General features: G+C 47.5%; 9 protein-coding genes. 8 read left to right on the top strand and 1 reads right to left on the bottom strand.

What is annotated here, in order from left to right:
• Positions 1-131: 131 nt before the first annotated feature.
• Positions 132-1,505: an adenylosuccinate lyase gene (gene purB, locus METH5_RS0100045; RefSeq protein WP_029146558.1), complete on the bottom strand. Its 1,374-nt coding sequence runs from the start codon at positions 1,503-1,505 to the stop codon at positions 132-134.
• Between purB and METH5_RS15945 the strand changes: the two genes are divergently transcribed.
• From METH5_RS15945 to METH5_RS14640, 8 genes are all read left to right on the top strand, one after another.
• Positions 1,504-1,626 (top strand): hypothetical protein, encoded by a 123-nt coding sequence (locus tag METH5_RS15945; protein WP_255337135.1) that lies wholly within the window; start codon positions 1,504-1,506, stop codon positions 1,624-1,626. The genes purB and METH5_RS15945 overlap by 2 nt on opposite strands.
• Before the next feature lie 69 nt (positions 1,627-1,695).
• A complete protein-coding gene (locus tag METH5_RS0100035) occupies positions 1,696-2,370 on the top strand; it encodes a transglutaminase-like cysteine peptidase (protein WP_029146557.1) in 675 nt (224 codons plus the stop codon).
• 118 nt (positions 2,371-2,488) lie between these two features.
• Positions 2,489-4,417 (top strand): EAL domain-containing protein, encoded by a 1,929-nt coding sequence (locus METH5_RS0100030; RefSeq protein ID WP_029146556.1) that lies wholly within the window; start codon positions 2,489-2,491, stop codon positions 4,415-4,417.
• 137 nt (positions 4,418-4,554) lie between these two features.
• Positions 4,555-6,699: a type I secretion system permease/ATPase gene (locus METH5_RS0100025; RefSeq protein WP_029146555.1), complete on the top strand. Its 2,145-nt coding sequence runs from the start codon at positions 4,555-4,557 to the stop codon at positions 6,697-6,699.
• 4 nt (positions 6,700-6,703) lie between these two features.
• The gene (locus METH5_RS0100020; protein WP_029146554.1) at positions 6,704-8,116 is read left to right on the top strand and encodes an HlyD family type I secretion periplasmic adaptor subunit; all 1,413 of its coding nucleotides are present in this window, start codon (positions 6,704-6,706) and stop codon (positions 8,114-8,116) included.
• Between the two features lie 5 nt (positions 8,117-8,121).
• On the top strand, positions 8,122-8,799 hold the full coding sequence (locus METH5_RS0100015) for a response regulator transcription factor (protein WP_029146553.1): 678 nt from the start codon (positions 8,122-8,124) through the stop codon (positions 8,797-8,799).
• A gap of 217 nt (positions 8,800-9,016) precedes the next feature.
• Positions 9,017-10,822, top strand: a complete 1,806-nt coding sequence (locus METH5_RS0100010; RefSeq protein WP_029146552.1) for a TolC family outer membrane protein — start codon at positions 9,017-9,019, stop codon at positions 10,820-10,822.
• Between the two features lie 209 nt (positions 10,823-11,031).
• Positions 11,032-12,898: retention module-containing protein (locus tag METH5_RS14640; RefSeq protein ID WP_157381491.1), on the top strand; the 1,867-nt coding region annotated here is incomplete at its 3' end.

Raw genomic sequence — 12,898 nt, 5'->3', positions numbered from 1 at the left:
AACGGCTTGCACGTCGACTTTGCCCAGAACAAGCAGCGCAACCCGATGTTTGCTGCTTGTTCACAAGCGGGATGTTTTACATAATCAGCAAGAAAATCCCAAATCAAATCAATAGTTCAAATCAATCAGGTTTAAATATGCTTAACCAATTGAGTTGCCTTGCCGGTGTAAGTGGCAGGTGTGAGCGCCAGTAGTGCTTGCTTGGCGTCGGCCGGGATTTGCAGGGTTTCAATAAAAGCATGCAGCGATTGCTTATTAATGCCACCTTTGCCGCGAGTCAGTTCTTTGAGTTGCTCGTAAGGGTTTTCAATCCCATAACGGCGCATCACAGTCTGGATAGGTTCGGCCAGCACTTCCCAGCTGTTATCCAGGTCTTCTTGCAGGCGTTGTGGATTGATTTCAAGCTTGTTTAACCCACGCAGGCACGAGTCATAGCCCAGCAAGGTGTAGCCAAACGCGACGCCCATATTACGTAATACGGTTGAATCGGTCAGGTCCCGCTGCCAGCGGGAAATTGGTAATTTTTCGGCCAGATGGCGTAATACTGCGTTTGCCAACCCGAGGTTACCTTCAGAGTTTTCAAAGTCAATCGGGTTGACTTTGTGCGGCATGGTAGATGAGCCGATTTCGCCAGCTTTTACTTTTTGCTTAAAGTAGCCGACTGAAATATAGCCCCAGAGGTCACGGTTCAGGTCGATCAAAATGGTGTTGATACGTGCCAGGGTGTCATACAGCTCAGCCATGTAGTCATGCGGCTCGATCTGGATCGTCATCGGGTTATAAGTTAAGCCCAGCGATTCAACAAACTGTTTGGCAAAATTTTCCCAGTCAACATCAGGGTAGGCAGACAAGTGGGCGTTAAAGTTACCCACGGCGCCGTTGATTTTACCTAACACTTCATTGGCTTGTAGTTGCTTGAATTGGCGCTGCAAACGATAAACCACGTTTGCCAGCTCTTTACCCATGGTGCTTGGGCTGGCGGTTTGGCCGTGCGTGCGTGACAGCATGGATTGATCGGCCAGCGCATGTGCCAGCTCAGTCAGGCGTGCAATCACCGCTTGCAAATTAGGCTGCATCACGGCATCGCGTGCAGATTTCAGCATCAAGGCGTGTGACAGATTATTAATGTCTTCTGAGGTGCAGGCAAAGTGAATGAACTCACTGGCTTTTTTAATCTCAGGGTTGCCATCAAACTTTTCTTTAAGCCAGTATTCGAGTGCTTTCACATCGTGATTGGTGCGTGCTTCAATCGCCTTGACTTGCGTGGCATCGGCTTCGCTAAATGCAGTGATTGCGGCATCCAGTTCGGCGATGGTTTCCGGGCTAAACGGTGCAATTTCAGCCAGTTCAGGCGCTGCGCTGAGTGCTTTTAACCATGCAACTTCAACCAGTGCGCGGTATTTGATCAGTGCATATTCACTAAAAAAAGGCCGTAAAGGATCGAGTTTGGATTGATAGCGACCATCCAGTGGTGACAGTGCATTGAGCGTGGTGAGAGACGTCATGGGTAAAAAAGGCTTCGGTTCAAAAGCCGATATTTTACCCAATCCTGCTCCACTTGTCTTTGTTGAATGTCGTTTGCGTGTGCTGGCAGCAAATGCTAGCTGCGCTGAAATTGTCGATTAAAACCGCTTTGTTTGGTAAATTGTGCTTGATTTAGTCGTGACATAATCGCTCACTGGGAATGAATTTCACATGAGACGCCACGTAACCTCATCATTTGTTAGATTGCTGACAGGCTTAGGCCTGGCGCTGTGTATGCTATGGTCGCAGATACAGGCGGATGACTATGTACTGGCGATGCTGGAAAAGGTCAGGCAGCGCTATGGTGAAGAGGCTTACCAGAATGTCATGCGCCTGAATGAGATGTTTGCCCAGATTGCGGGTGCCAGTGAAATGACCAAGGTCAATATGGTGAATGATTTTACCAATCAGCATGTGTTGTTTGTCGATGACATTACGCTGTGGGGGGTGGAAGACTACTGGGCCAGCCCGCTGGAGACCTTTGGCAAAGGTGCGGGTGATTGTGAAGACTTTAGCATTGCCAAATACACCTTACTTAAAAAGCTCGGTGTGTCACAAGACAAATTACGCCTGACTTATGTGCGGGCGCGCATGCCTAGCGGATCCATCCGGCCGCACATGGTGCTGACCTACTACGCGACTCCAAATAGTGACCCATTGGTGCTCGATAACCTTAATTTTGAGTTGTTGCCTGCCTCCCGGCGTGGCGATTTGTCTCCGGTATTTAGCTTTAATGATAAGGGTTTATTCGTCGCGAATAACCCGAATATGCGGGCGGGTTCTCCTTCCAATATTTCTAAATGGCGCGATGTATTGACACGTATGCGACAGGACGGGCTGGAATGATTAAAAACCTGTTAGGGGTGTGGTTATTATGGGGGCTTAATGCTAGGCTAATGTACAGAGCCTGCATTGAGGTCGGGTTGTTGCCGGATTTACCCCAGGAAAGTAAGAGGGCTTTCAAATGTCTTTGGTAAAACAAATACGCATTGCGATTTCTGTCATTATTTTAATGGTGGCGGCAGGGTGCCTGTTTCTGGGTGTCTATGACGACCATCACTTCATGGCTGAGCAGCTGCAAAAGAAAAATAACGATAACGCCAATGGCCTGGCAATCACGCTATCCAATATCCAAAAAGATAACGTCACGGTTGAGCTGATTATCAGCGCCCAGTTTGATATGGGCAATTATCGCCGTATTGCCATTATCTCACCTGACAACAAAATCATGATTGAGCGCGTGAACCGCAACCCGCATTCGGTTGCGCCCTCCTGGTTCCAATCTGTGTTCTCGGTCAGCATTCAGCCGGGGGTTGCCAGTATTCAGTCTGGCTGGCAGCAATATGGCACGCTGGTACTAGAAAGCGAGCCGTCACTGGCCTATGACCAATTGTGGGAGACCTCACGCCACGCAGTGTTGTGGACGTTGATCGTGGCCTTGCTGAGCTATGTGGTTTCTGGCTTTTGGCTCAAACGTATTTTGAAACCATTGGACGAAGTGATTGCGCAAGCGGAGGCCTTGGGCGAGCGCAAATACATCACCATTGCAGAACCAGCGACCGAGGAATTTCAGAAGCTGGTGCGCACCATGAATACGCTGTCTGACCGCGTCAAGTCTATGGTCACGGCTGAGTCCGAGCGCCTGAATACCTTTAACCAGCAAATTAACTACGATGAAGTCACTGGTTTAATGAATCAGTCACATTTTACCAATACGGCCTCGGTTGCCCTTAAACACGAAGGCTTTGTCGAGGGCGTGCTCATTTTGGTACAGCTGCGTAACTTGCCTGATATTGACAAGCAAATGGGCTATAGCATTACCAATCAATTGATTAAAAAGGTCGGCGATGCGGTGCAGCAACAGATGGAGCATTATCAGGATGTCGTTTGTGGCCGCCTGGCGGGGGGGGTGTTCGGTATTTTTAGCCGTCAGCCGCTGGATGACTTTGCCGTCACCACTGAACTGAAGCTGGTGCTTGAAAAACTGAATGCCGCGCAACAGCTATTGCAGTTTCAGTTCGTGGTCACACATACCAAAACTAAAAAAGGCGATGACTTTGTCGATATTCACCGTGTGATGCAGTTTATTCTGGATCTGGCTGAAGATCAGACTGCGACACCAATGCGGGTGATGAATGCCAACAGCATTGTCACCTCGAGAAAAAACTACCTCAATCAATGGAAAGAACAGTTTTTGCAAGCCATCGAGCAAAAGCAGATCAAACTGGCTTGTTACCCGGTGATGCAGCGCGACCAGCAGTTGTATCACTACGAGTGTCCATTGCGTTTGCATATTGATGAGGGCGATCAATGGCTGGCCGCGGGTGCCTTTATTGATTGGGCCAGCCAGCTCGATATGATTAAAACGCTGGATGGTCTGGCGCTGGAGTATGCGGTGGATATGCTGGCGAAAAATAATGCCAGCCTCAGTGTCAATGTATCTGCGGCGGCGATGCGCAGTGATGAATATAAGGATAAGTTGCAATCATTAATGTTGACGATTTCGACGCCAGCCAGGTTGAGCTTTGAAGTGGCTGAGGAATCTGCATTTAGCGATTTTGTGAAATTTAAAGAGTTCGTCCACCTGGTGAAATCACTGGGTTGCATGGTCGGCATGGAGCATGTGTCAACGCGTTTGGCGCAATTGGGTGACTTGCATGAGCTGGGCATGGATTACATTAAATTTGATGCATCACTGATTCGCGATATTCATTTACGGCCACAACAACAGTCGCTCATGCGCGGCTTGTGCATGATGGTGCGCACCATGGGCATTGTGCCGATCGCCGAGGGGGTGCTGGATCAGCAAGAGCTGGATAGTTTGAATGCGATTGGCATTGAAGCGGTGACTGGCCCATTTGTTCAGGAAAACTTGCAGTTTGGGGCACTATGAAGATGTCAATTTTTGTAATTTCGGGGTGTTATGCCATATACTCATCGTTTTGACATGGCTTGACGGGCTATACAATCAACAGTCGGTAAATCAGTCAATGGTTTAACTCTAATAAGGATAATAATAAGTCATCTGCCATGGAAACGACGCCATACTTTAATAAGACCGAAAAAGATGCTCTGCTGGAGTGTCTCCTTTATATCTGTCGCCACAATCGGCTGGCGACCACACGCGATGCTTTAACCTCAGGGTTGCCGCTAGAGAGTGGCAAGCTTAATCCTGAGTTATTCAAGCGCTCAGCGGAGCGTTTGCGGCTGGATGTGAATGTGACACAGGCGGCAATTGTGTCATTGTTGCAACCGCAGGCAGATGTCACCTTACTACTGAATAATCATCGCGCTTGCCAGTTGATTAAAATTGATGAAAGCCAGCATTTTGCGCAAGTGGTGTTTCCCGATTTGTCGGCAGACATTGTCACTATCAGCCTGGCCGATCTGGCCGCTGAATACACCGGCTATGCTTTAATCACCAAGCAAAACTTTATTTTTGATGCACGCACGCCAGAAGTCGGCCGGATAAAAGTCAGGCATTGGTTTTGGGGCACGCTGGCTGAAAATAAAGGGATTTATCGCGATGTGATGGTCGCCGCCTTGTTGATTAACATTTTTGCCTTGGCTATGCCGCTGTTTACGATGAATGTGTATGACCGGGTAGTGCCTAACAAGGCGATTGAAACCTTGTGGGTGCTAGGCGTAGGCGTGGCACTGATTGTATTGGGTGACTTGTTGCTGCGTTCGATGCGTGCCTATTTTCTGGATTGGGCCAGTGCACGCATAGACGTAAAGCTCAGTGCGCAAATCATGGAAAAAGTGCTGGGCACCCGCTATGAGGCCAAACCAACCTCGGTAGGTTCTTTCGCGTCTAATTTACGCTCGTTTGAAAGTGTGCGCGACTTTATCACTTCGGCCACCGTGGTGACGCTGATCGACCTGCCATTCGGTATTATTTTCCTCATTGTCATTGCCTGGATTAATCCTTATATGGTGTTGCCTGCGTTGATTGGCGGCGCGGTTGTGTTGATTTACTCTTTAAGTGTGCAAACCAAGATGCACGATCTTTCAGAAACCATGTATCGTGCCAGCGCGCAACGCAATGCGACGCTGATTGAGAGTCTGGTTGGCCTGGAAACCGTGAAATCTATGGGTGTTGAAGGGCAGATGCAGGGCAAGTGGGAGAAAAGTGCGCTGTTTTTGTCTGAGGTGGGCAGTAAACTTAAATTGCTGTCATCCTCTATCACCAATGGCACGTATGCGTTGCAGCAAATTATTAGTGTAGCGATTGTTATTTTGGGCGTGTATTTGATCTCGAATGGTGATTTAACCATGGGTGGATTAATTGCCTGCTCACAATTGACGAGCCGAGGTTTAGCGCCTATTTCGCAAATTGCAGGTCTGTTCACGCAGTATCACACCGCAGCCACGTCTCTTAAGTCATTAGATGAAGTGATGGGCAAGCCGGTAGAGCGCAATAAAGGCGTTAACTTTTTGTCTCGCCCGGTATTCAAGGGTGAGATCGAGTTTAAAAACGTGTCATTTAAATATCCAGGCTCTGATGAGCTGGCCTTGAACCGGATTTCTTTCAAAATTCGCCCCGGCGAGCATGTCGGCCTGATTGGCAGGATGGGCTCAGGCAAGACCACTATTAATAAATTGATTTTGGGCCTGTATCAGCCGACCGAAGGCGCGATTCTGATTGATGGTATTGATGCGCGACAAATTGATCCGGCTGAGTTGCGCCGCAGCATTGGCTATGTGCAGCAAGATAATCATCTGTTTTATGGCTCATTGCGTGAAAATGTGACGCTGCGTCACCCGCATGCTGACGATCAGTCCGTATTGCGGGCTGCGCAAGTAGGCGGCATTGCCGAGTTCGTTAATGCGCACCCTAAGGGGTTTGACCTCGAAGTAGGCGAACGCGGAGATACCTTGTCTGGCGGGCAGCGGCAGGGCGTAGGTATTGCACGCGCGTTTGTCACCATGCCACAAATTGTATTGCTGGATGAGCCGACCAGTGCCATGGATCATTCTGGTGAAGAAACGGTGAAACGTAACATTGCCGAAGCCACTGCTGACAAAACCATGATTGTGATCAGTCATCGTAATGCCATGCTGGAGCTGGCAGAGCGCTTGATTGTAATTGACTCGGGCCAAGTGGTTGCGGACGGTAACAAAGAGGACGTCACGGCTGCGCTGCGCGCTGGCAAAGTAGGTAAGGCGAGATAATCATATGGCAAAAAAAATATTCGATCAATTAGGTGAAGTCACCAAGCCAGACAGCATCTGGGTGCGCCTCGGTAAGCCTGTGCATGCTCTGGTAGATAAAGTCGTGAAAACCGAGACCGCTGAAGCACGCACATGGTCTGAGCAAGCGCATGACGTGATGATAGAAGGCACCATGCTGCATGCCAAGCTGATTATGTATGCTATTTTTGCGATTTTGCTGGTGTTGCTGGTTTGGGCGAGTGTGGCTAAGGTAGACGAAGTCACGCGTGGCGAAGGGCGTGTCATTCCATCCCGTCAGATACAAGTTGTGCAATCGTTAGATGGCGGCATTGTGGTTGATATCATGGTGCAGTTGGGGGATACCGTTAAACGCGGTCAACCCTTGATTAAAATTGACGAAACCCGCGCCATTTCATCTTTAAAAGAAAATGAAAGCCAATATTTGTCACTCAAAGCCAAAGAGGCGCGCCTGAAAGCGCTGGCTAATGGTGGCAGTTTTAATCCGCCGAGTGAAGTACAGCAAAAAACGCCTGATACTTACCTGCAAGAGTTACAGTTGTTTAATGCCGCAAGAGATGAACTGAATTCACAAATCAATATCGCCAGAGACCAGTTGTCGCAACGCGAGCGTGAATTGTCAGAGGTGCAGTTTAAAAAGGAAGTGGCGATTAAAACCTATGACTCAACCAGTAAGGAGTTGGCAGCTAACCGCCCATTGCTAAATAGTGGTGCGGTGTCTGAGATTGAAATCTTAAGGTTGGAGCGTGATGCCAATCGTGCAAAAGGTGACATTGACCAGGCCTCGGCCCAAATGGGGCGTTTGACGGCAGCGATTTCTGAAGCGAGGCGTAAAGTGTCAGAAGCGCAGCAATCTTTCTTGAGCAAGGTTCGCACAGACTTGAACGAAACCACTGCCAAAATTAATAGCTTAACGCAGTCTAGCCTGGCGCTTTCAGATAAAGTGAAGCAATCCACATTAACCTCACCGGTGAACGGTAAAGTCAGCAAGCTTTACTATAATACCGTTGGTGGGGTGATCCAGCCGGGCAAAGAAGTCATGGAGGTGGTACCTTCTGATGATGCGCTGGTGATTGAAGCCAAAGTGCAAACCAAAGATATTGCCTTTATTCGCCCGCAACAGCCCGCGGTGATCAAGTTGACGGCGTATGATTACACTATTTATGGCAGTTTGGATGGCTCTGTGCAAGATATTGCAGCAGATTCCACCATAGACGATAAAGGTAATGCATATTATGTCGTTAAGGTAAGGACAGACAGAAATAATCTGGGCGACCACTTGCCGATTATTCCTGGCATGGTGGCACAGGTTGATATTTTGACAGGGAAGAAAACGGTGCTGTCCTACTTATTAAAACCAGTGTTAAAAGCTAAATCTTATGCATTAACCGAGCGCTAATCACTATGAAGCATATATTTATCACCACCTTAAAACAATCCGTAGAGTCCTGGCTCAAGGCTTTTCCGCAGCTAATTGCCATTTCTGACGTCGTGTCAGCAGACATTGCGGGCGCCTCTATTATCTGGGTGCATGCACAAATTGAACATGGTCAGCAATGGCGCAAGCATGTGCAGCAGATATTAACGTTCGTGCCTTCTGCCAAAGTGATTGTGTTATCCAATAACCCTGATCAAACCGAGGCCATGCAAGCACTTGAGCTCGGCGCGGTCGGTTATTTGCATGCTTATGCGCACCAGCAAGTGCTGCAAGAGGTCTATAGCGTGGTTTCACAAGGCGGCGTCTGGCTGGGGCGGGATGTGCTCAAGCACTTGATTACGCTAACGACACGCGGCAACCCGCAACCGGAGGCTACCGAAGAAATGTTGGATGGCTTGACCAAGCGTGAGCGTGAAGTCGCATTAGAGGCAGCCAGAGGCAATAGTAATAAAGAGATCGCGCGCGCACTTTCTATTTCAGAGCGCACTGTCAAAGCACATTTAACCTCTGTGTTTGATACCTTAAAAGTGCGGGATCGTTTGCATCTGGCATTGGTGCTACAGGGTAAATCAGCCCAGGGACACTTCTCTCATGACGATCATTTAAAAAAAGATTCTTTGAATAAATTACATTTAAACTCATGATTGATTAATTATTTTAATTTATGTTTATTTTTGTAAATTAATGAATTTAATCAGATTTTTTCAAAAAAACTGCTGTCATAAAGATGAAATATGTGACATTTTTCACTAAAAACCCATCTAAGTGACTACTCAGATGGGCTATTCACCCTTGTGCCGACACAATTCCGTGGTTATACTGATTCTGGATGAATCTTTATAACTTGTTAAGAGTCTGCACATGAAACTAAAAAAAATCGCCTCGGCACTATTAATGGGTGTGTTTTCTTTCTCGTCTATCGGTTGGGCTGCTAGTCCTGAGACCTTAGAGAAAATAATCGAAAAGGCTGTCTCTGAGAACCCTGAGGTTCAAGCCAGCTTTCACGCTTTTAAAGCTGCGGAGTTTGATGAGTCTGCCGCCAAAGGCCGATACCTGCCAAACTTGACCGTTGATCAAACGTTTAGAAATCAAGAACGTCTGACGCCAAACGTCAACAATACCTTCACACCAAATCAACAATCCACCTTGACCTTGCGTCAAATGATCTTTGATGGACTGGCCACGCCTTCTGAAGTGGGTCGACTGGATCATGTGGCGAAATCTCGCTTCTATGAGTTGCAAGGTCAAATGCAAGGTGTTGCGCTGGATACTGCCACGGCATATTTTGATTTGTTGCGTTATCGCCGCTTGGTGTCTTACGCACAAGACAACTTTGTTGTGCACAAGCAGATTTTTGACAAAATCAAATCTCGCGTAGATGCTGGCGTTGGTAAAAAAGTTGACTTGGAGCAAGCCACAGGCCGTTTGGCATTGGCTGAAGCCAACTTGCTGACTGAAACCACTAACTTGTTTGATGTGTCAGCGCGTTTTCAACGTCTGGTTGGTGAGTTGCCGCCTGAGAGTGTAAGTGAAGTGATGCTGACTGGTGACGGCCTGGCTGGTAGTGCTGATCAGGTGCTGGACGCTGCTTACAAGCAAAACCCAAATATTCTCGCCGCGATTGAAAATATTATTGCCGTAGAAAAATCAGTCTCTGGCAAAAAAGCGCCTTTCATGCCGCGCCTCGATTTGCAAGGCCGCAAAATTCTTGATGTGAACGATGCAAGCAAGAACAGCACCTTGGCTGCCGACACATTGGAAGTCACTGCAAGCTGGAATATCTTTAATGGCTTTACTGATAAATCAAACATGGACTCTGCGGTAGAAACCTTAAACCGCTCACATGATTTGCGCGATAAAGCGTGTATTGATACACGCCAGTTAGTGGCAATTGCTTACAACAATATCAAACAGTTGACTGAGCAAGTGGCTTACCGCAAGCAGCACCAGGATTCGATTGAAAATGCGCGTTTGGCTTATCGTAAGCAATATGACATTGGTCAACGTACCTTGCTTGACTTGCTGGATACTGAAAACGAATATTTCCAGTCTCGCCGCAACTTTACCAGTGCGGAAATGGACCTCAGCACGGCCTATGCCAGAACTTATGCTGGTCAAGGCCTGTTGCTGAGCAAGCTGGGTGTGACCCGTGCAGATGTTGGCGAGTACCCACGTGAAGAGTACATGGATCGCGAGAATGTATGTAAAGCTGTCGCACCTACACAAGTTGTGCCAGACAAAGCAGCATTGTTGGCAAATGCCAAGCCTTGGGAAGGTGAAGCCTTCAAGCCAAAAACTCAAGAAAAAGCGACCATGAAGTTTACGCCTCGCATCTTGTTCCAGGCTAATAGCGCCATTATCTTGCCAGAGTCTTATGCTGATCTTGATATTGTGTACGATGTGGTTAAAGAGTGGGGCAATGACAAGGTTGAGATCGCTGGCCATACGGATAAGCGCAGCACGTCAAAAGAAAAGTACAACCTTGTATTGTCAGAAAAACGTGCTAAAGCAGTTGCTGACTATCTGGTCAAAAAAGGAATGGACGCACAACGTGTGGTTGTTAAAGGTTACGGCTTTTCACAACCTATCGCTGAAAATGATCCTGTGAATGGTAATGATGCCAACCGCCGTGTTGAAATCATTCGTTTTCAGTCTGTCGCCCAATAACTATTGAGCATTTCTCCTGCCTGCGGGGGAATGAAAAAGCGGTGCCAATTTGGCACCGCTTTTTTTATGTTTGCGAGCGAGGGCGCTTACTGGAGTGGCCTGCTTTCTAGCTAGTTAAGGCATTGTACTTTAGTACAATAGATTTTCATTTTGAATTCGCGTTTAATACGACACTATCAGAATTGTCTCAATCTTAAGTGAGGATCAAAATGGCTACAGTAATCGGAACTGTTACAAATATTCAAGGCATGGCTATCGTAGTCGATGCCAGCGGCAACCGCCATATGTTGAAAGTCGGTGAAGTGCTGCATGCCGGTGATAAAGTAATCACCGCCTCAGGTGCTGCCGTCTCCGTCAAGCTGGCCAACGGCGAGACTGTGAATTTTGCTGAAGCGCAAACAGTTAAGATTACTGATAACTTGGCCCAGGTGGATGTTTCTGACGTCTCTGAAAATGCTGTGAACCAAACCGTTTTTGATGCTGTATTGACTGCATTGAATGAAGGCCGTGACATCACTGAAGTGTTGGATAGCCCAGCGGCAGGTGAAGCCGGCAGTGATGGTAATGCAAGCTTCGTTAACCTGGATAGAATTCAGACCCAAAATGCAGGCGGTGCCAACTATGATGGTGGTACTGGTGCGGGCGGCGCGGCGACAGGTGGCAATATTGCCCCTAACTATGTTTATTTGAGCCCAGCAAGTGGGGCTCCTGTTATTACATTGGCAGATGATAAAGACAATGATGGTTATTTAAATGCCGGCGAGTTGGGTAATGCAACAACAACTAAAGCTACTGTGACGCTACCAGCAGGTCTTGAACCTGGCGATACATTAAACGTTGTTCATAACGGCGGTACGATTAGTATTGTATTGTCTGCTGCAAATATTGCAGCGGGTTCTGTCGACGTTCAAGTGCCAGTAACGGCGCAGGGTTCAACATTGACTGTGACGGCAAGCATTACGAACCAATCAGGCCAAACGTCGCCTTCAAGCTCAGATTCTGCAATTATTGACACCAATGTTCCAAATGGTGGCAATGCTCCTATCGTCGAAATTACTGAGGATGCGAATAATGATAACTTCATTAATCGTGCTGAATTGAACGGTGATATAGATGTAAAAGTGTCGTTTACGCCAAGCTTGGTTGATGTGGGTGATATTGTCGTTGTTAAATCCAATGATGCTGCTGGTACTGTCAAGCAAATTACTATCACCGCAATCGACAAATCGAATGGGTATATTACAACCACGGTTCCAGCTCAGCCAGATAAAGCCAACGTAGTCGTTACTTCAACGATTGTTGATGCTGCAAAAAATGAATCTAAACCAGGTAGCGACTCTGCAACTATAGATTTAACAGCACCCGATACTCCTGCTTTTGAAGGTGTAGATGATGTTGGGCCAACTCAGGGTGTGATTGTTAATAACTCAACGATTGATGATAACAAGCCTGAAATTCGTGGTTCTAATGGTAACCCTAACGACACCATTACGATTTACGACAACGGCACCAAGCTTGGTACCACTGTTGTAAAACCTGACGGTACCTGGACATTCACACCGACAACACCGTTGGTAGATGGTGGTCACAGCATTACAGTGACTGCGACTGATCCTGCAGGCAATACAAGCGTGCCATCCACACCACTGAATTTTACAGTCGATACTGTTGCACCAAATACGCCTGCTTTTGAAGGCGTGGACGATGTGGGCCCAACTCAAGGTTTGATTGTTAACAACTCAACCATTGATGATAACAAGCCTGAAATTCGTGGCTCTAATGGTAACCCTAACGACACCATTACGATTTACGACAACGGCACCAAGCTTGGTACCACTGTTGTTAAACCTGATGGTACCTGGACATTTACGCCAACAACGCCGCTGGCTGATGGTGGTCATAGCATCACTGTGACTGCAACTGATCCAGCTGGTAATACCAGTGATCCATCTGCACCATTGGCTTTCACAATCGACACAATTGCACCAAATACGCCTGCTTTTGAAGGCGTGGACGATGTGGGCCCAACTCAAGGTTTGATTGTTAACAACTCAACCATTGATGATAACAAGCCTG

The organism is Methylophilus sp. 5 (assembly GCF_000515275.1).
Lineage (GTDB): Bacteria > Pseudomonadota > Gammaproteobacteria > Burkholderiales > Methylophilaceae > Methylophilus.
This window is presented reverse-complemented; position numbering and strand designations above follow the sequence as displayed.

What these genes read in the sequence shown, in the direction of transcription:
- METH5_RS15945 (WP_255337135.1), top strand. Translation starts at nt 1,504, where the DNA reads ATGGGTAAAAAAGGCTTCGGTTCAAAAGCCGATATTTTACCCAATCCT.
- purB (WP_029146558.1), bottom strand. Translation starts at nt 1,505, where the DNA reads ATGACGTCTCTCACCACGCTCAATGCACTGTCACCACTGGATGGTCGC.
- METH5_RS0100035 (WP_029146557.1), top strand. Translation starts at nt 1,696, where the DNA reads ATGAGACGCCACGTAACCTCATCATTTGTTAGATTGCTGACAGGCTTA.
- METH5_RS0100030 (WP_029146556.1), top strand. Translation starts at nt 2,489, where the DNA reads ATGTCTTTGGTAAAACAAATACGCATTGCGATTTCTGTCATTATTTTA.
- METH5_RS0100025 (WP_029146555.1), top strand. Translation starts at nt 4,555, where the DNA reads ATGGAAACGACGCCATACTTTAATAAGACCGAAAAAGATGCTCTGCTG.
- METH5_RS0100020 (WP_029146554.1), top strand. Translation starts at nt 6,704, where the DNA reads ATGGCAAAAAAAATATTCGATCAATTAGGTGAAGTCACCAAGCCAGAC.
- METH5_RS0100015 (WP_029146553.1), top strand. Translation starts at nt 8,122, where the DNA reads ATGAAGCATATATTTATCACCACCTTAAAACAATCCGTAGAGTCCTGG.
- METH5_RS0100010 (WP_029146552.1), top strand. Translation starts at nt 9,017, where the DNA reads ATGAAACTAAAAAAAATCGCCTCGGCACTATTAATGGGTGTGTTTTCT.